Annotated in this window: 16 protein-coding genes; 6 read left to right on the top strand and 10 right to left on the bottom strand. The window is 35.9% G+C overall.

Going from position 1 to position 20384, the window contains the following annotated elements:
- Positions 1–1016: 1016 nt before the first annotated feature.
- The 5 genes from QYS49_RS17025 to QYS49_RS17005 form a co-directional block, all read right to left on the bottom strand.
- On the bottom strand, positions 1017–1457 hold the full coding sequence (locus tag QYS49_RS17025; protein ID WP_308349049.1) for a hypothetical protein: 441 nt from the start codon (positions 1455–1457) through the stop codon (positions 1017–1019).
- Positions 1458–1522: 65 nt separating this feature from the next.
- Positions 1523–3301, bottom strand: coding sequence for a hypothetical protein (locus tag QYS49_RS17020; RefSeq protein ID WP_308349047.1), 1779 nt, complete (start codon positions 3299–3301; stop codon positions 1523–1525).
- A 467-nt stretch (positions 3302–3768) separates the two neighbouring features.
- Positions 3769–4431, bottom strand: a complete 663-nt coding sequence (locus QYS49_RS17015; protein ID WP_308349045.1) for a DUF5675 family protein — start codon at positions 4429–4431, stop codon at positions 3769–3771.
- Between the two features lie 17 nt (positions 4432–4448).
- Complete coding sequence (locus QYS49_RS17010; RefSeq protein ID WP_308349043.1) at positions 4449–4943, bottom strand: hypothetical protein; 495 nt, start codon at positions 4941–4943, stop codon at positions 4449–4451.
- Between the two features lie 12 nt (positions 4944–4955).
- Positions 4956–5207 carry a hypothetical protein gene (locus QYS49_RS17005; RefSeq protein ID WP_308349042.1) on the bottom strand — a complete coding sequence of 84 codons (252 nt, stop codon included), beginning with the start codon at positions 5205–5207 and terminating at the stop codon, positions 4956–4958.
- Between the two features lie 193 nt (positions 5208–5400).
- Between QYS49_RS17005 and QYS49_RS17000 the strand changes: the two genes are divergently transcribed.
- A complete protein-coding gene (locus QYS49_RS17000) occupies positions 5401–5598 on the top strand; it encodes a hypothetical protein (RefSeq protein ID WP_308349041.1) in 198 nt (65 codons plus the stop codon).
- Between the two features lie 590 nt (positions 5599–6188).
- On the opposite strand, the gene QYS49_RS16995 is transcribed toward QYS49_RS17000, so the two are convergent.
- Complete coding sequence (locus QYS49_RS16995; RefSeq protein ID WP_308349040.1) at positions 6189–12107, bottom strand: cadherin domain-containing protein; 5919 nt, start codon at positions 12105–12107, stop codon at positions 6189–6191.
- A gap of 436 nt (positions 12108–12543) precedes the next feature.
- Here QYS49_RS16995 and QYS49_RS16990 point away from each other — a divergent pair, with 436 nt between their 5' ends.
- Positions 12544–12681, top strand: a complete 138-nt coding sequence (locus tag QYS49_RS16990; protein WP_308349038.1) for a hypothetical protein — start codon at positions 12544–12546, stop codon at positions 12679–12681.
- Positions 12682–13249: 568 nt separating this feature from the next.
- On the opposite strand, the gene QYS49_RS16985 is transcribed toward QYS49_RS16990, so the two are convergent.
- Entirely contained in the window at positions 13250–13429 is a 180-nt protein-coding gene (locus QYS49_RS16985) for a hypothetical protein (protein ID WP_308349037.1), read from the bottom strand.
- 120 nt (positions 13430–13549) lie between these two features.
- Here QYS49_RS16985 and QYS49_RS16980 point away from each other — a divergent pair, with 120 nt between their 5' ends.
- Entirely contained in the window at positions 13550–14062 is a 513-nt protein-coding gene (locus tag QYS49_RS16980) for a DUF4920 domain-containing protein (protein ID WP_308349036.1), read from the top strand.
- Positions 14063–14184: 122 nt separating this feature from the next.
- Here the strand turns inward: QYS49_RS16980 and QYS49_RS16975 are convergent, their stop codons facing one another.
- Positions 14185–16350, bottom strand: a complete 2166-nt coding sequence (locus QYS49_RS16975) for a 7TM diverse intracellular signaling domain-containing protein (protein ID WP_308349035.1) — start codon at positions 16348–16350, stop codon at positions 14185–14187.
- Positions 16351–16559: 209 nt separating this feature from the next.
- Between QYS49_RS16975 and hisB the strand changes: the two genes are divergently transcribed.
- From hisB to QYS49_RS16960, 3 genes are all read left to right on the top strand, one after another.
- Positions 16560–17657: a bifunctional histidinol-phosphatase/imidazoleglycerol-phosphate dehydratase HisB gene (hisB, locus tag QYS49_RS16970; RefSeq protein WP_308349034.1), complete on the top strand. Its 1098-nt coding sequence runs from the start codon at positions 16560–16562 to the stop codon at positions 17655–17657.
- A 92-nt stretch (positions 17658–17749) separates the two neighbouring features.
- Positions 17750–18007, top strand: a complete 258-nt coding sequence (locus tag QYS49_RS16965) for a DUF6364 family protein (RefSeq protein ID WP_308349032.1) — start codon at positions 17750–17752, stop codon at positions 18005–18007.
- The gene (locus tag QYS49_RS16960) at positions 18004–18417 is read left to right on the top strand and encodes a type II toxin-antitoxin system VapC family toxin (RefSeq protein WP_308349031.1); all 414 of its coding nucleotides are present in this window, start codon (positions 18004–18006) and stop codon (positions 18415–18417) included. The genes QYS49_RS16965 and QYS49_RS16960 overlap by 4 nt, the downstream gene beginning before the upstream one ends.
- An 8-nt stretch (positions 18418–18425) precedes the next feature.
- On the opposite strand, the gene QYS49_RS16955 is transcribed toward QYS49_RS16960, so the two are convergent.
- A complete protein-coding gene (locus QYS49_RS16955) occupies positions 18426–18794 on the bottom strand; it encodes a CoA-binding protein (protein WP_308349030.1) in 369 nt (122 codons plus the stop codon).
- Positions 18791–20365 carry an NAD(P)/FAD-dependent oxidoreductase gene (locus QYS49_RS16950; RefSeq protein ID WP_308349029.1) on the bottom strand — a complete coding sequence of 525 codons (1575 nt, stop codon included), beginning with the start codon at positions 20363–20365 and terminating at the stop codon, positions 18791–18793. Before QYS49_RS16950 ends, QYS49_RS16955 begins: the two co-directional genes overlap by 4 nt.
- Positions 20366–20384: the final 19 nt, after the last annotated feature.

Here is a 20384-nt window from a genome sequence, read left to right as displayed (position 1 = left end):
AGACTCAATTAAAATGAAATTAATACTTCTGTTATTTTTCACTTTAAATGAAAACACTTTCATTATCATTAGAGCAATAAACCATAATAGATTATTTATATAAGAATTTATCGAGAATGCACTACCTAATTTTATCAATAACTATCATCCTGTTATTATCAATCTATATACTGTCAATCATAAGAATAAAATATGTTCTAAGACATTTTATTTCCAATTTTTCTACTTTAATGAGAAAAAGAAGATCGGGATTTTCAGTAAAAAAAAGAGTGAACTTGTTAATTAAAGAAAGCGATTTAAACTATGAAAACAAACACGTTGAAACTCTAATCAGATTAGAATATGCTCAGATAATAGTTTCAATACTGTTTTTTATTTTTGCCTTTGTCAGTATGTATTTATTTATGGAAAGATAAATATATTCAGAGGAGGTAGCTTTCCAAAGCTAAGTTTCCACCAGATTGCTCACTTTCCCAAAAAGCTTCGAGCTAACTTCACTGCGACTCGACAGTGAAAAAATCAATCCAAACATAGTGAAAATTACAGGCATGCGGATGAGAAAGATGCAAGAGTTCGCTTTGCCGGCTACAAAAAAAATCTCCTCCGCCAAATGGCGGAAGTATTTTTTATGTGCCGCTCTTGCATCTATCTCACCGGTCCTGTGTGGATATGCACTATGATTAAATTAATTTTTAAAGTGCGCATTGCCGGCCGGTGGTTGGTGGCGTACGTTCGTCCTCAACCAAAGCTTAAGTTTTGGTGTCATAGTGTTGATTCTGAAGGTTATTATTATCTTCAGTTTTTGTGGCTTGATTTAAGCTTCTCGCCCTTGCCGTTTTAGCGGTTTGGGTTTTCCTGGTAGGTTTCGCCTGCCAGGTTTTAATTTTTTTGTTAATTCCCATGCAGACTGGATACAAAAAAACCGTAGCTATGAACTACGGCCTTTCTTCTTGATTTGCCAGATGCAAATTTCATCTATTTCAATTTTGAATCCAACGGACTAACAATTTTTAAGATCAAGGTTTTACAACCCGCCCTCTTTCCAAAGCACGCTGATAATCTTCATTAGTAAATTCAAATAAATAAACGTACGGCTCTGTTTCGGTTTCTACAAGTTTATAGTTTTCAATACGCATAGGATTGCCGTCTAGTCTTCCTTTATCATATGAAATTGACAGCGTATCATCAAATATGGTAACCACAGAATCATCGATAAGGTAGCGGGTTCTATCGTATGCTGGATTATTTTCACCTTCTCTTAGACCATCTTGAAACATTTTCTCTTGGCCCTTCTCCAATGTGAAAGATTCATTTAATTCTCCTTCATAATACGCTTCAAGCGTAACTTTATGACTCGAAGAATTTCTGTAAATAAAGTTGGTCAAGCCACTATACTCTAAATCAGAATCGCACCCTATAAATAATATGCATAGTAAAAGTATGCTTAAGTTTTTCATCCTATAAATTATTAAAATAAAAAGCCATGTAATTATCAATCTGAGCATCTGTAACTCCACTAGGTTTATGTTCTTTTGAGCTCACTTCTCAAGCTTGTTAAACCGTAAGCATCTTTCAGAACTACATCTTCAATTGTTTGCATCCAATAACCAGTTATATTTTCGTTAGGTTTACTATTGTCAACTGGAAGAGTTGGTTCAAACTGGGTCGCTTGATTATAGTCATCAATTAAGTCAATAAAAATTGGTGTGTACTCGTGACTATCATTAAAATTCCACCATTGTTTGTTGTCAGCCAATGCATTTCTGAAACCTCGAACTGTTGGATCATCATAGTCAGCCTCACCTCTCTCAATATATTCTTTTCGTGTCAAATACCATTCTACAGCATCTGCCCAACTTTCATATAGAATTGGTCTTACCTGACCATAATCAATAGTTCCCCAATTCATTTCTTGTATATGAGTTGTATGCGCTAATTCGTGAATAGTGGTTGAAAATATTTCATTTGTAAACCAATCTCTTTCTAAATTTTCACTACTTCTCCAAATCTTAATATTCGGTAGTAAACCTGTACCAAAATCAACATTTTGCCATTCAACTCCCCAATTTACACCAGTACCCTCACCATCATTATAATTTATTTTTAATTTGGATCCTCCTCCCAAAATTGGCCTACTCAAGTTGTCAACATCCTCGAAAGTATAACGATGACAAGCCCTGTGAATTGTGGCAAACCTTAATGATTTGCCCCCTCCGATATTTAGATTCCAGGGATTACTCTTCTGTGGACCATTGTAATAAGCTTGCGTTAAATTACCATCTCGTATATCCCAAAAGGCATGTTCCCAAACAATAAGGTAATTGACATCTCCACCGAATGAGTGGGTTATATTAAAGTCACCATTACTGTCTGTAAGATCTGATTTCGTGGTAAACCATCTTCTGGCTCTGACCTTTACTCCTTCAATTGGAATATAGGAGCCGGGAGTATTTGTACTATGATAAGTGTACACAGCTCTTTTGCATTCTCCTGGCAGTTCAATCGGCTCAATTGGTTTGACCATGCTGCCAAAACCTCTTGATTCTTCTAAGTCAGTATCTACTGACCCAATAGCTAAAGGTATGTCCCCATCCCCGCAATCGTAGTATTCCCAGTGAGAAAAAGTTCGTGTAGTAGTTGTTGTTGAACCAATCACGTCATCCCAAACACGTATGCGTCCAGAGGGTGTAAAACTTGCATTTCTAGCTGCTGTATTATTTTTACCGGATTTTACCTTGTCAAATTCATTGCCTGTAATTGCAAATGCTTCCTTTTCCAAATCATACAATAGATTGCCCGAGGAACGTGCCGCAGTTCTTTGATCTTCTTCTGGCAAGTATAATTCCTCTAGTATTTTTACTTTGATATCATGAGGGAAATCATAAGTAACAGGCACCGCACAATATTGAAAAGTTGGCTTATTTTTAGGAATACTGGAATCGTGGTAGGAAGTCAAGCTTTCCGGTATTTCACGGTCTAACGGGAAGGAATACAACACTAAAGTGCTATCTGCTTCCAATATATTAAGTTCTTGCTCATCCTTCGGTTTAAACCTGAGATATAAATGAGTGGTTTCTACTTCAAAATCTTTATCTCTATATTGTTCGTTTTTTACTTTAAGGCTGTCCAAAGCCTTACGCATATTGACAACAGAGAAGGGGTTTTCAAGCTTTTCTCCTAGTTGATCTACTTTGATGTTCGTAGATTCCTTTTCCAAATCTTCAAAAATCTCATCTTCTTGACAACTATACAAAAGTATTATAAGTAATCCCGTGCATAAAATACTGATTGTGTTCTTCATGGTTTTTTTAAGGTTAAAATTCATACTTTTCAACTAACCTTAAAATAAAATGAAGATATACCTCTAGGTGGGTGTTTGACAATGACATTTTGTTTAGGTTAATTGATTGAATTACAAATGAGAATGAATTTTTTCTATTTTCCAACAGTAAGTAATTATTTTTATAATGATTTGCACTAGATTGTTATTTTGCATTTCATAGAAAGCCGAGCAGATTACCTTCGAATACATATTAATGCCAAACACCTATCGTCAGTTTTTCAAAATCACTTATTTAATTAACAAAAAAAAACCGTAGCTATAAACTACGGCCTTTCTTCTTGATTTTCTTGACCACCCATTTCATGGCCAAGGACATACAAAAACTAATTAATGCTCCAACAGCTGCCAAAATGCAAGTCTTGACGATATCAGCAGTTTGCAGGTTGACCAGCACAGTGAGCAGTGTTCCACCAGCTGTGCCTACCTTACCGTGGATTTGCATCTCCCTTGTTTTTGACCTCTGGAAGTGGAGGAATTTTGACCTCATTATCCACCGTCACCTGACTGACTGCAGCCAGGACACTGGCACCAACCGTCAGATATCCTGCAACTGTAATCAAGCCAGCTGGCAAAGTAATGGGCGCTCCCAAAATAGCACCGCCTGCAGCTGCCAATACCAAACCGACTGTCCGCAATTTTCTAAATAACTTTGGAGTGGGCTTTTTTACCCTTTCTAATATATTCATAGCTGATTTCTCTTTAATAGTGATGTAAATTTGATTCTGGTTTTCTTGAGCCTCTTCAAAGACTTCCAAAAGCCTGTCCATGGCTTCAGTCGATCGGATTCCTTTTCCAATTCCTGTTAGCTCCGAGACTGGTGCAATGCAGCCTTCCAGTTCTGTCCGGGCATCGTTCGCAGGATGGATTAAAATCCAACTCCTTCCAGGAACGCTTTTCAATATCAGGTGAAATCCCCTTTCATGGGTAATCCTTTTCTCCAAAAGGTATCTCCCTTCAGGAATACAACTGACAAAAGGCTGATTTTCCTTCCAGGGAAGTTCAATGGTATGGCAGATTTTTTCTCCGCCATACCTCAAACTACCATTGGTTCCACTCGACTTATAATTTCGAATAAGTTCAAAGTCCATATTCTAATTAGTCAAAATCAGACAGATTCATCAACCTCAACCAATGCCAGGGCATTAAATGCACCGTTTTTAAGCGGGTACATAGTACCGTTCACTTCCTGCAGGAATTCCACCCCGAAAAGTAAAAAGATAGGCTGGTCGCCTGCTGTAGGAACCGTAGCAGTCAACGTGATAGCTGTCTCAGATTGTGGGCCAATAAAAATCTCACTGCTTTCATCAGTGTCCAAGTCGAAAGATTCCCCTTCAAAATCCACTTTACTTGCAGCTGTCACCAAGCGCATGTGACTTGCACCAGCAGGAGCCGCAAATGTATTCTGCGGAATAAAGCTAGGAATCTCCACTGTTGCTTCACCAGTTGCACGATCAATGGCAGCCGTATAAGGTGCATACATGGTCGCATTTAGCTTTCCACTTTGATTGAACTCAAAGCCCTTCAGCAACATGATATCACCTTCAGTAACCATTCTTTCCCCTCTGTCATTGGTAGAATCGCTTTTCACGACTTTCACCATTTCACGGGTCATTCAACTGGCCACTCGGCCATCAGCAGCTTTCAAAAGCAACGGGCGAACCGAAGTCCTCAAAAGCCTTCCTGCTTTTCCAGCTCTCCCGAATTCAGCGCCATTTTCTCTGGTTCTTTGGAAAGCAGGATCATTCTTGATGCGTTCTTTGTCAACGCCTCCTTTCTCTCTGGCCAAGTAGCCGTCCTTCGTTTTGTAAAAAGACAAATCTCCGATTGAGCCTTTCAGTTTGATAATTCCTTTTTGTCTTGCCATAATTGAAAAAATATATTTGATGAGCATCCAAAGTATTCCTCAAATCAGCATTTGTCAAAAACTCCTTTCCGTTAAAGGTTGTGTTGACTGCATTGGCAAAATATGACAATCAAGCTTTATAAAAATTAGCTATATTAGAGTATATCAAAGCCAAGGATAAAGTATAGATAAAGTATCAGTAAAGTATGGAGAGATGATATTGAAAAGAACCGTCATATACCCTAAGGACATTCAGCGAATAACAGGCAAGAGCGTACGCACCGGAAGGCGAATATTAGAACGAATAAGAGAGCAAAAAGGAAAAGAGAAGCATCAACTCATTACCGTTTCCGAGTTCTCAGATTACACCGGAATTGATGCTGAAACAGTCCAAGAATACCTCACAGATTAAGCCAAATTTTTAGGTTCTAATCCAGAAATTTCCCATCTTTTATTAATAAAATTTGCCCTTTTTTGTGTATATTTATTAAATCAAAGAAAGGGTCTTTGATACTATTAATACCTGAAATACTGACACAAAGGAAAACAAATGGAATCATATTAGTGGTGAACAATTCGGTGAACACCAAAATTTGATTACACGTAACTAACTGGCAATAAGGGCTTAAATAGTTGGAGTTGCAATCCTGCCACCCCGACTTATAAAGCTCTTCATAGAAATATGGAGAGCTTTTTTTATTTAAGCTCATTTAACAAATTAGATTCCACAGGATGAGAACCATTGGATCGAAACCGAGTCATAGCGTAGGTTCACGAGGAGAATGGGGTATACCTTATGGATATGAGTAATCTCCCATCCGGACAAAGTCAGTAGAATTTATTCTACTGACTTTTTATGTTCAATTATTTTTTTCAGCTTTTTCCTAAGCCTTTAGATAAATCCCAGAATCTTGGGAGTAAATATCTTTAAGCATAAATTTCTGTAATTCTGTAAAGTCATTTCAATTAGATTCTTTTATCAGCTTCTTTAGCTCTAACCTATTAATTTTTCTTATAAACAGTATATGGTTCTACAGCTCCATTGCGCTGTAACAAAATAGTATAAAAACCTTCTGGCAAATCTCTACAGTTTATCTTAAGTGTTTGCTGCTGTATTTCCCAACCAATTAAGTATTGCTTACCAGCATAATCATAAGCCTTGACATCATCTATCCCTTCTACAGCAAGATGCATATAAACAATTTGATCGACCACAGGATTTGGATAAGGTTTAGTAGTAGTAAACTTCCTTTGACTAGCGGTGACTGGATCGGAATCTACCAAATTATTAATAGTTATTACGACCGTTAATTCATCTGTAAACTCTCCATCTGTACCACTTACAACGAGTTCCATTATTAAGGGCGCAGTTAAGTTAAGACCTGATAAATTATTGACTAATAAATCATTTGCGTCAATTTTAAAAGCCTCGTTTTCATTACCACTTATTATTTCAAAGGATATATCATCTCCATCTTCATCCACCCCTGTAAATGTGGCTAATAAACTACCTGCTGATTCATTCTCTTCAATAGTGAGTTTATCAGTTGAAACTGCTATAGTTAATGGTTCATTTACATCTTCTACCATTACCGTTACCTCCATCTCATCAACTCCTCCTTTTCCGTCTGTTACTTTTACCCCTAAGATATGGCTTGACTGTGTTTCAAAATCTAATAAATCCTTATTGCTTACAACGATTTCAGCATTTTCACTGATGCTAAAAATCTCCGAATCATCAGTAATAGAAAATCTCAAGACATCTCCATCCTCATCTGAGGCATTTAGAACGGCTACTATAGTCCCATTCGGAGCATTTTCAGGCACTTTTGGACTTTCGTTCACTAAGCTTAATTGTGGTAATTCGTTCACATCTATCACATTTACTGTTAATTCAATGGCTGAACTACTTGAGTTAGCATCCTGAGCAACTACTTTTAATGCAAAAGTCTCATTTTGTTCAAAATTAAAGGCGGCAGGATCAGCTATCAGAAGATTGCCATTTTCATCAATGGAAAAAACGTCCTTATTTCCTTCTATAATAGCATAACTTAGTTGGTCTCCATCTTCATCTATAGCAACAATTTCACCAATAAGAGTCCCCGCTGCTTGATTTTCCTCAATAGAAAAAACAGGGTCATCCATGATAATTTCCGGTATGTCATTTTGATCTAAAACATCAACCGCTATAGATTGCCTATAAACTCCTCTACTACCATCTTCCACTTCAATCAATAGGTTTAAGACTTGATTTTCTTCAAAATTCACCGCTGATGTCCCTGCATAGTTCAAGTTGTCATCATCAATTTCAAATAGGTGATTATGTTCATCATTCACCCCATCTCCATCTACAAATTGAAAATTGTGAGTTTCATTTTGATCTGGATCAGTAGCACTTAATAAACCAATAAAAACAGAACCACTAACATTTTCTGATAAAACGTTGGGAGATAATTCAATACTTGTAGGAACATTGTTAGGTAAAACCTGCACAAAAACCTCTATTTCATGGGTTAATTCACCATCACTGCCACTTATTGTTAATGAAAAATCTGGATTTACGGAATGGTTAAAGACTGTGGAATCGTTCACCCTTAACTCATTCCCCACAATCATAAATGCCTCCGCTGTATTTCCGCTACTAATGGAGTAGGTTATTTCATCTCCATCCTGATCTGTACCGGTCAAAGCAGTTACCAATGTGCCCTCAGCTGGATATTCTCTTGAATTTAAATTACTGGAAGCAACTGAAATGCTAGGACGTTCATTTACATCTATTAGGTTTATGGTAATTTGGGTCTCTTCACTACTATCAAAACCGTCATGTGCTACTATGTCATACACTAAGGTACTATTAGTTTCAAAATCTAATAGAGAGGGTCTAATTATTTTTATTTCACCACGGAAGTCAATAGAAATGGCTGGCTCATTGTCATTTATTACAGAAAAGGAAAGGTTATCTCCATCTTCATCTGAAGCAGCAATTGTTCCAATGATAGAGCGATAGCTTTTGTTTTCTTCCGTACTGAATACCGTAGAGGCTGCTGAAATAATAGGTTTATCATTTCTATCCAGTACATTAACTACTATTGCCTGTTTATAGCTAGCTCCTTTATTATCTGTTGCTTCAACGAATAATTTTAATGATTTTAATGCTTCATAATTTATTGCTTCTGCACTTATGTAGGTTAATTCACCTTCACTAATGGCAAATAAATTATTGTGTTGATCATTTACCCCATCACCTGATACTAATTTAAAAGTATGTGTGTCGTTAGGATCAGCATCAATAGCTAGCAGTTTTCCTATCTGCTCATTCCCGACCGTATTTTCTGCGAGTGTATTTTGCGATAATGAAATACTGCTGGGTGCATTATTTAAAATAGAAAGATTATAAAAATCGCCATAAAAAACTTCCGTAGTCGTTCCTGATGTACCTCCGGTAAAATAAGGACTGCCATTCACTGTAAAGCTTTGTGCATCGGCTCTAGCTGGGCCTAATCCTCCATCATCTATACTTAGATAATCACCTAAGTCAGAAGTAGAAAAATCTGTAGGGTTAAATTTAGTGATATTGTTTTTGCTACCGTAAGTCAGATAGGCATCATTTCCGTAAACAAAGGCAGTTGCATTATTTCTCCCTAAGTTAATATCAGCTGACACCACTTCCTTCCAGCTTTCAGTATTAGGATCAAATTCTTGTGCATCACTTAACTGAAAAGTTGTACCGTCCACATAAAAACCTCCTGCAACATATGCTTTGCCATTAATCACAAATGCTACTGCCTCTCTTCTCTTTTCACCGGAAAAAGCAGCAGTTGCTGTCCAAGAGTCTGTTGCAACATCATATTGATAAAAATCGGCTAAAGCATTAGTACCGTCATAACCTGTACCAACATAAGCTTTGCCATCAATTACAAAAGAGACTGGGCTAGTCCGCGCTGCACCAGCAAATTCATTTAATTCAGTCCAGCTATTATCCATTGGATTATATTGATACATATCTTTCAGGTAGTTCCCAAATGCATCTTCACCTAATCCTACATACGCTTTTTGATTTAGGACAAAAGCAATAGCATTTTTCCTCGCTGGCCCGGGTAAAGGGCTCACTGGCAAGGTCGAATTATCGGAGATATCCATTTTCAAGAAATCCTGAAGAAGCCCTGTTTCATTTCGTCCCAAACCTATATAGGCTTCTCCTCCTAAAACAAAGGAAATTGCTTCTGTGCGCTTTAAGCCTTGTGAAAGTGTACTCACCGTTATACTTACTGGCTCAGAAACCCCGAATTTATTTTGCTTGGTGAGCGTAAAGGTATATTCAGTGCCTGGTTCTAAACCTGTACTTTTAAATGTGCTCGGGTAATTCTTCAGATATGTAGTCACATCAGCCAATCCATCTTCGGTTCTTACAATTTTGGTATAATCCGAATTATCATTTATGTAGGACCATTTTAACTCTATGGAATTTGAACTTACTTGGTTAAATTTCAAACCTTCAACTTTCGGAACTTCAATGGTTGGAAAAGCTTCAGTGATAGAAAAGGAAGATTTTTCCCCATTTCTCACCGCTCTTACTTTATAATAATATTGCACACCACTTTGAAAATCAGTATCCTCAAAAGAAGTTTCATTTGCTCCAAGCGAAGCTACTTGAGTAAATACAGTGTTTCCCTCCGTGCTTCGATAAACATTAACGCCAGTTTCATCAGTAGCATTATCTTTCCAGCTAAGGATGGGAGATTCTTCAGCAATAGTTAATTCAGAAGGTGCATTAACCAAAGTAGAATTTAATTTAGCTATGCTATAGACTGAAGTACTTTCACCAATTTTAGTAAAGGCACCACTCAGGATAAAACTTTCGTTATAGTCAGATATACTAATTATGCTCCCATTAATTGACCAGTGAAAATCGGCATCTAACACACCATCTTTACTATATCGAAATAATCCACCCTCATAATGATCCCCAATTAATAAATCTCCACCTGGAAGTGCAGCAATTTCTGATATTTTACCGAGACCACTTCTTTTTTCAAATGTATTATCTAAGGATCCATCTTGATTTAAGCGAAATAAATTGGAACCAACCAATAGACCACTACCATTTGCTGAAGCCCCGCCAACAACTATCTTTCCATCTGGCTGAATTTCAATGGCGGAAATTCCAGGTAAATCCATATTAGGTGCTGTAAAAGAAGTTAGCGAATTTCCATCACTGTCACGCATGCTAATAAATCCTGGATTGTTCGGGTTGTATCCAGCAACTAGAATATTACCATTGGGCAAAACTTTCATAGCACGCACTCTGCCAGGAATGTCGTCATTCGCATTGAATGAAGCATCTAAAGAACCGTCTGGATTCAAACGAGCAAAATGATTTCTGTCTGTTCCGTTAATCGATCTGAAGCCACCGCCAATAATAATTTTACCATCTGCCTGAATATGAAATTTAAAAACACCATCTGATGAATAAACTCGTGACAAGTGGGTTGAAAAAGAGGGATCAATTTGCCCATTGCTATTGAGACGTACTAGCCCCCTCTCAATAGAACCATTAACTTCGCTGAACTCTCCCCCGAGTAATATCTTACCATCAGCTTGAATGGCCATCGAATGTACTCGCTGGTTAGGGCCTTTACCAGCATCAAAGCTTTCGTCAATTGTACCATCGGTATTTAAACGTGCCAAGTTAACCCGCTCAGTACTGCCTACTCTAAAGAAACTTCCACCAATCAACACCTTACCATCAGTCTGTATAGCATTAACATCTACCAAAGGGGTTGCAGCAAGCATCGCATTATAAGCTACATCAAGACTGCCATCTGTCAATAAGGTAGCAACACCTAATCTCTGGCTTCCATTAAAATTCGTGAAATTACCTACTGCAATAATTTTTCCATCGCTTTTTACGAAAACCTTAGGTAATGATGCAGTCGTACGTTCAGACTTAAATCCTGATCCTACATCAAATGAATTATCAACGGTCCCATCTTCCAGAAGCCTAACAATTCTAGTCCTAGGATATTGAAAATTACCCCCAAGCACTATTCTACCTGAGCCATCCACCACTAAGTCTTCAATGAAATTTCCTGAGTTAAAACCTGCATTGCTATTGAAAGTATTGTCAACAGTACCATCATTATTAAGTCTAGCAAGCTGATTATACGGAATACCTGAGACAGAACTAAACCTTCCTGTGATCAAATACTTTCCAGAGGGTAGTATTTCGAAATTAGATATATTGGTATCTGCACCTTCACCAATATCAAAAGTATTGTCTATACTTCCATCGAGGGCAAAACGTGCCATGTCATTTTTAGCTATGCCATTAATAGTGCTAAATTCTCCTGAAACCAGCAATTTATCATCTGGTGTAAGGTCAATCTTTCTAATCCTATTAGAGCACTTAATAGAAAAAGAGTCATCAACGGAACCATCACTATTAAACCTAATTATTTCACTATAATTTGCAACGTACAGTCGATTATCACCATCAAAAAGTAAATCACCTACATTTAAATAACCTTGTTGACCAAAATTAGAATTCTGGTCAATGGAGCCATCACCATTCAATAGTATCAGATCAGTTTGAAAACTATCGCTATATCTAACAAATACAAGTATTTTGCCATCAGATCGAACAGCAAACTTAAAAACCTGACCATCAAATCCTTCATCCAAATTAAATGTTTCGTCCACACTTCCATCAGCATTTAATCTAATAAATTTTTTTACTAGCGTTTCACCAGCAAGCAAAAAATTCCCAGAAATTAGTAATTTATCATCTGATTGAAGAGCTGCATCTCTAACATAAACCGCACCTCCTATTATGGGCTTAAAATTTTCATCAATAGCTTGAGGTTTAGCGATTGTCTGTAATAATATCAAAAATACAAAAGACAAAAAAAGGCACTTTTTCATTTATGAATGGATTAAATTAAGGCGCAAGTAAATCAATATCTTGAAAAGAATGAAGACATTTTAATTATTTGTGAGCCAATAAATTCCATTACCTCTTAGATTAAATATTAGTGTTAAATTTGCCTCTATTAATCGAATCAAGTACTGATACTTTATAGAAGTAAGGCCAGTAGCTGCCCTAAAGAAAGTAGACCAAAAACAATAACTTGCACATGAATAGTAGCTATTAGGAGCAGAAAAGGCCGATGCGTTCTCTTCCCCACCCATCACAGTCATAGGCTTGCAGTATTCTAAAAATAATATCTCCCAAAAAACAAGCAACTTGTACTATATATCATTTCGATTTATATTAATCACTATCCATGAAAATATTAAACAGAAAAACTGCAGTTACAACTCAGTAAACTTATTACAGGATTAAGGATTCAAAATTAGTATGAATGAAAACAATAATCCACTAGAGTATACCATTGCAGAACGAGTGAATGGAATTATAAAGCAAGGGAATTTGAATTGCTATCAAGTAGATTGTATGAGAGAAGCTAGTGAATTGCTTACTCTGGCAATAATCTGATACAATAAAGAACGACCGCACCTGAGCATATGAAATCAGTTTCCTTAGCATGTATATAAGAAAAATCTTATCTCTAAAAAACTATGGGAAAATCATTATTCTCGAATCAGAGTGCAAAGCTATTTTAGGATTAAGAGAAAATTGTATATTTAATCAAACAGCGGCTTCTAGTCCAGAAATCCACTACTTCTATTCATAAAATTTGCCCTTTTTTTTGTATATTTATACTATTAAAAGGAAATAAAAATTATTTTTGGCTCTTTGTTTTGATGATCAAAACAACTAATCTACAACAATTACGCAGTGTACGATTAGGTGTGCATATAAAAAAAAGAAGGCTGTAAGTTATTGGTGTTCAGTAGGTAATTTTATAAAGTTGCAATCCTGCCACCCCGACTAAAAACCCCTTTAATTAATTTTAAAGGGGGTTTTTTATGCGCCGGTAACAAAAGATCAATCTGAAAACCGATAAAGCAATAATTATGAAGATTTAGGATTGAAGAATTTTGCACAAAAAAAGGTGCCCGAAGGCACCTCTAATCATTAACCAACTAATCACTAAACTAAATTAACTAAAAAATTTCTTTACAATAGGATTCGGTTCTTTCAACTGTTCATTTTTGAACTCCTGCTTTTGAGCATGGCTTAAATTAGCATTGAGTTGTGAACCCAAAAGGAAAATCAATATACCGACTACAATCCCAATAGCTAGGAAGAAGTTTTGGCTCAAGTTTTTACTTTTTTCCATTTTATCCTATTTATAAATCTCTTTTACAATGATTATGCCAAACCCTAAAAAGTTGCATTTATATTCTTCTTTTTTCTTAACGATATAAAATTTACCTTCGTATCCAAAATCTAAAATCTTATGAAAAAAATATTATTATCGTTTGTAGTATTAGCAGTAGTGGTTGCTGCATGTAATCAAAAAGAAAGTTCAGAAAAGAATGATGAGGTTAAAAAAACGGAAGTAGATGAAGAGGAGAAGGAAGATGAGTTTCTAGGCGAATCTTTTGATGTTGAAGAAGAGATCAAATTAATAAATTTGGTGAGTGAAATGGAAAATTCAGATTCTTTGATTGCTGTAGTTGAAGTCAAAGTAACTGAAGTTTGTCAAGCTAAAGGCTGCTGGATGAAAGTTGATTTGCCAAATGGTGAATCTATGCGAGTTACTTTCAAAGATTATGGATTTTTTATGCCTAAAGATTTGGCTGGAAAATCAGTGAGAATGAGTGGCGTTGCTAAAAAAGAGGAAACTGATGTAGAAACCTTAAAGCATTTTGCTGAAGATGGCGGTAAATCTGATGAAGAAATTGCTCAAATTAAAGAACCAAAAATGGATTACAAATTCATTGCTTCTGGTGTGAAATTGATGGATTAAAGTACTGAAGTTTCTAAGTTCGTGTGAGTTGATTTATGACATAAGAACTTTTTAATTAGAATGCCCATTCAAACTCAAATTTGAATGGGCATTTTTTTTGGTGGGATGAATTAATAGTTAATTTACAGCCTTATTCCTGCCACTAAAATATCATCAAGTTGTCTGGTGTTTTTCATCCAATCATCCAATTCCTGATTAAGAATGGTAAGCTGCTTTTCGGTAGGCTTTTCTGCAATATCATGAAGTATCTGCTTAAATCTTTTAACCATAAATTTCCTGTCATCTGGTCCTCCAAATTGATCTTGGAAGCCATCAGAAAACATATAGATCATCATATCTTTTTCATAGGAAATGGTATGTGTATCGTAATCCCTATTGCCATTTTTGGAAATCCCTCCAATTGGATTGTTATTTCCTTTTATGATGTTAAATTCTCCGTTTTTCACATAAATCAATGGATTTTTGGCTCCAGAGAATTGGATGGTTTTCTTTTCCTCATCTAAAACGATTAAAGTCATGTCCATTCCATCTTTATTGCTTGAAGATTCTTGGCTCAATGATTTTTGAACGCCCTCATTCAACTTATATAAAATATTTCCTGAATCAGTTACATTCCTCACATTGATAATTTCATTTAATAAATTAATTCCAATCATACTCATAAATGCTCCAGGAACTCCATGACCCGTACAATCTGCAACAGTGAATATTTTCTTGCCTTCAATTTCAGTGTACCAATAGAAGTCACCACTTACAATATCTCTAGGTCTGAACATGATAAAGCTTTCTCTGAAAACATGATGAATCCGGTCTTCTTGTGGGAGCATTGCTTTTTGAATACGTTGTGCATAATTAATACTGGAAGTCACATTATCATTTTGTCTTTCTAACTCCATTTTTGTAGCGGATAACATATCTCGTTGAGCGGCAATTTCTTCGAGTTGCTGTTCAATTTCTACATTCTTCTCCATAATCTCGCTAGTACGCTCAGCCACTTTTTGCTCTAAAATCTGATTCTGATTTTTAATCAAGTCTTCATTTTCTTGAAGTGTACTAATCATTTTATCTCTTGCCGCTCTTTGTTCCTTTTCAAGTGTTTTAATTCTATCAGCCATTCCTAATGATAATAAAATTGCTTCTGCAACTGCTCCAATGATAATACTCATATCAGTAAAGGTGTTCTGAGGTAGAATCGCATTGTTTTTCAGGACATAAATAATTACTCCTACAAAAAGAGCCGTCCAAGCCACTAAATAGAAGTAAGCTGGTCGTGAACCTTTTCTATAAATTCCAATACCTGTTGGAAGGAAAACTATAACACCTATCATGCCACAGTAAGCAGCTGATTTGCTAGCAAATAGAACAAATCCATCTACCCATATTCCTGTTAAGCTAACAATAATTAAAAAGATGCTGTACACTTCAGGCGCAAAAAGCGCATAATGAAAAAACGTTGAATATTTTTTAACGGCCAAGAACCTCCTAGTAAATTGACTGGCAAAAAGTACGGTTAAGGCAATGAAGAACATATTGCTGATATTGGCAAAACGCAACCAATAATTGAATAGCATTTCGTAGCCATAGCCTGTCAATGCCATCATAGCAAGCAGAAAACTGCCCATATATAAGACATAATATAAATAGGTGAGACTTCGAAGGCTGAAGAATAGCAATAAGTTATAAATCACCATGGCAATAAAAACTCCAAATAAAATTCCCATTGTGAGGTCAGTTTTATGAGAAGCTTCAGCAAAAGTACGTTCTTCAATTATGGTGAATGGAAACTGCTTTGAAAAATTACCTTTACACCAAATATAAATAACTTGTTTGCCATTTTTGGTTTTGGGGATAGGGAAAACAAAATCTTTATGTTTGATTATTCTGCTATCATAAGGATATAAATCACCTGATGCATATTCAGTAAAATCACCATTTTCATTTTGGAAGTAAACTTTAATGGTATCGATTTGAGTACGAGAACTTTCTAAATACCATCGGTTGTCTGCGGAAGACTGATCATCTAAATTTATTTTGAACCAAAAATTAGCATCTAAATAGGCGTAATTTGGTACATCAACTTCACTCTTCTTAAATTCATCATCATGTTTTCCTGACTTGATTTCATCAAAACTGATCGTTTTTTCTTCATCTACAATTATTTGAAGAGATTTTCCAATTTGATATTCTTTATTAACCTCGTGTAGCGTGACTTTCTGACTTAAGACTGAGTGTGAAAAAAATAGTAAAAATGTACTTATAAATATCCCTGAGATAAGTTTTACTTGCATATAGTATTTGTTGTTCTTTCTTCAAATCTTGAATATATAGTAAAAAACTTACTTACCATCTTTCATTATGAATAATTCGATAAAATTTTGAAATTTATCTATAAACAAAACAATTCAGACCACTTACAAATTATATCCTCGCATGATTTTCTTTAATCTGTTTCAAATCAAATTCTATTTCCTAATTTTGGAATCTCAATTAAATTCAAATGAAGAAAAAAGTATTATTTATAGATAGAGACGGAACTATTATTCAAGAACCGCCAACCGATTTTCAAGTTGACTCTTTAGAAAAGTTGGAATTCTTACCTTTTGCTATCAGTGCGCTACAATTTATTGCTCAAAATTCAGATTATGAATTAGTGATGGTGACCAATCAAGATGGACTTGGAACGGATTCATACCCTGAAGACACTTTTTGGCCTGCTCACAATAAAATGTTGAAGCAATTGGAAATTGAAGGAATTACTTTTGAAGAGCAACATATTGATAGGAGTTTTGAGAACGAGGGAAAGGATACACGCAAGCCAGGTACTGCTATGTTGAAAAAATACTATTCCGATGAATATGATCTTGCCAATAGCTATGTGATAGGTGATCGTAAAACAGATGTCCAATTAGCTCAAAATTTGGGTGCGAAATCTATTTTTATAGGTGAAGAATTGCCTGAAGCAACTTTTACATCCAAAGATTGGAGCGAGATTGCTCGATATTTAGTTATGCCAGCTAGGATAGCTTCTATTTCTCGTAAGACTAATGAAACAGATATCAAAATTGATTTAAATTTGGATGGTAGTGGAAAAGCAGAGAATTCTACTGGATTGAAGTTCTTTGACCATATGTTGGACCAATTGGGCAAACATGGTGGTTTAGATTTATCTATTCAAGTCAATGGTGATTTGGAAGTGGATGAACACCACACCATTGAAGATACTGCTTTGGCTTTAGGAGAGGCTTTTAAACAAGCTTTAGGTAATAAGAAAGGAATTTATCGTTATGGTTTTCTTTTGCCTATGGATGATGCTTTAGCTCAGGTGGCAATAGATTTTGGCGGAAGACCATGGATTAATTGGAAAGCAGAATTTAAAAGGGAAATGGTTGGGGATATGCCAACTGAAATGTTCTTCCATTTTTTTAAATCTTTCTCTGATGCTGCTCAATGTAATTTAGATATTCAGGTAAGCGGTGATAATGAACACCATAAAATTGAAGCCATTTTCAAAGGTTGGGCAAGAGCTATTAAAATGGCAGTTAGCCGTGATGAAAGCCGTTTGAATGATTTGCCTTCTACTAAAGGGGCTTTATAGATGGTTATCATGATGGAATTCTCCTAGATTTTCAACTGCTATTTTTTATACGTATTAATATTTTATATTAGTGGTATAAAATTGAATGGATTATGGACACTAAAGTAACTTTATCTTTTAATGAAGAAATAATTGGCAAGGCTAAGCAGTTTGCTGAGCAAAACAACATCAGTTTATCTCGCCTTACAGAGTTCCTTTATAAGCAAATCACTACTGGGGAATACAAATCTTTGGATGAATTACCAGTTGCTGATTGGGTTAATCAAGTGGCAGAAGGAAAGGCTGAATATCACACTAAAGCCCGAAAAAGAAAGGATATGAAAGCTGAATATTTATCTTCCAAAAAATGAAAGTCTTTTTGGATGCCAACATTATTGTGTCTGTACTCAATAAAGAATACCCTCTATTTAACCACAGTGCTAGAATCTTAAGTTTAGCAGGGAAATCCAATTTTCAATTTTATACTTCACCCATTTGCTTAGCAATTGCTTTTTTCTTTGCATCCAAGAAAGTGAGTGAAGCTAAAGCAAAAGAGAAAATAACTTTATTATGCCAACACATTAAAATTGCTGATGTCGATCAAGATGGAGTTGAAAAAGCATTAACGAATAAAAAAATCCATGAATTGGAGGATGGGTTTGAATATTATGCTGCTGAAAGAATTGGGTGTAATGTAATATTGACTGAAGATAAAAATGACTTCTATTTCGCTGAAATAGAAGTCTTGAATTCTAGTGAGTTTATTGCTCAGAAAGTTTAAGTTGTTTATTAGTAAACCCCGCTTCCCAGCATTACAAGAGTACAAGCATTTTCTGTTTCTATGCCTTTTTCATTAGCTAATTTAACCAATTCAGGATTTTCAGTTCCAGGATTGAAAATGATTCTTTTGGGGTTAAGACTGAGTAAATAATCATAATATTCAGGTTGATGTCTCGCACCTAAATAAAGTGTAATGGTATCCACATTATCTACTTTTGGTGATTTTCTGATATCTAAAATTTCTTCACCAAAAACTTCTCCTTTTTTAATGCCTACTGGTACAATTTCATGTCCAGAATTGGTTAATCTATCCGCAGCGAAATATGCGTATCTTGAAGGATTGGTAGTAGCGCCTATAATTACTGTTTTTTTACTCATGATTTGATTTTATAAAGTTCAACCACTTTTTCTGCACAACGCTCGCCATCCATAGCAGCTGAAACTATGCCACCAGCATAACCAGCGCCTTCTCCACATGGAAAAAGTCTTTTAGTCTCAATATGCTGTAACGATTCTTTATCTCTAGGGATGCGAACAGGGGAGGAGGTTCTACTTTCAACCCCCACAATGATGGCGTCATTTGTGAAATAGCCTTTCATTTTTTTTCCAAAAGCTTTAAAAGCCGTTTTTAATCTTTCTACAATGAAAGGAGGTAATACTTCATCCATTCTGGCAGAATGTAGGCCGGGCTGATAGGAGGTGTCAGGTAAATCTTTGCTTAACTTGCCTTGTGTGAAATCAATCAATCTTTGAGCTGGAGCACTTTGGGTATTGCCCGCAATTTTACATGCATTTTGTTCTATAGATTTTTGTAATTCCAAGCCTTGCAATGGCCCAAATTGCTCAAATTCCTGCATGTCTTCCAGTTCAATTGCAGCTACTATTCCTGAATTGGCAAAACGAGAATCTCTTCTTGAGGGACTCATACCATTTACAACAATTTCACCACTTTCCGTAGCTGCAGGTACTATAAAACCGCCAGGGCACATACAAAAAGAAAATACGCCCCTTTGTTTATCTTTGAAATAGGTTTGATGCACCAATGCATAAGAAGAGGCCGGTAAATAAGGCCCTCTGTCTTCACATTTATACTGAATTTTATCAATGATTTTTTGTGGATGTTCCACTCTAACGCCTAAAGCAAATGGTTTAGCCTCAATCAGAATTTTGTTTTCATGCAATAAATAAAATATATCTCTAGCGGAGTGACCAGTTGCCAAAATAAAAGCATCGGATTTGAATTCTAATCCATCAGCTGTTGAAACAGATTTAAGCTCATTATTTTCAACGTGAAAGCCTGTGACTTTGGTATCGAAATGCACTTCTCCACCATAGGTAATGATATTTTCACGGATATCTTGAATGATTTTAGGTAATTTGTTTGTGCCAATGTGAGGATGAGCATCAATCATAATGTCTTCCTTGGCACCATGGGCTACCAAAATCTCCAAAATTCTATAGATATCCCCTCTTTTCTTTGAGCGAGTGTAAAGTTTGCCATCTGAATAAGTGCCAGCACCACCTTCTCCAAAACAATAATTACTTTCAGGATTGACAATATGCTTTTTGTTGATGTCAGCTAAATCTCTTCTTCTTGCTCTAACATCTTTACCTCTTTCTAGAATAATGGGTTTCCAACCTAATTCTATCAGTCGCAAAGCGGCAAATAATCCCGCTGGGCCTGCTCCAATAATAACTGCTGATTGACTGGCATTATGAACCTTAGGTAAGTCTTCAATTTTATAATTTATCCTTTCAGGCAGTGGTTCATTGTCCGAAATATCAACTTTTATGCGCACTTTAACTTCCTTTGAGCGAGCATCAATGGAGCGTTTAGCAATTCTAAAATTCTGATTAGATTTTAATCCCAGTCTTTTTTGTATGACTGACAAAACCTCTTCTTCGTTGAAAGCCTCTTCAGGCTTTAAAACTACTTCTTTTTCTATCATTTTTTATTTGGGATAAGAA

The sequence above is a fragment of the Marivirga salinae genome, assembly GCF_030503855.1.
Lineage (GTDB): Bacteria > Bacteroidota > Bacteroidia > Cytophagales > Cyclobacteriaceae > Marivirga > Marivirga salinarum.
The sequence above is the reverse complement of the archived record's forward strand: the minus strand, read 5'-3'. Positions and strand labels throughout refer to the sequence as shown.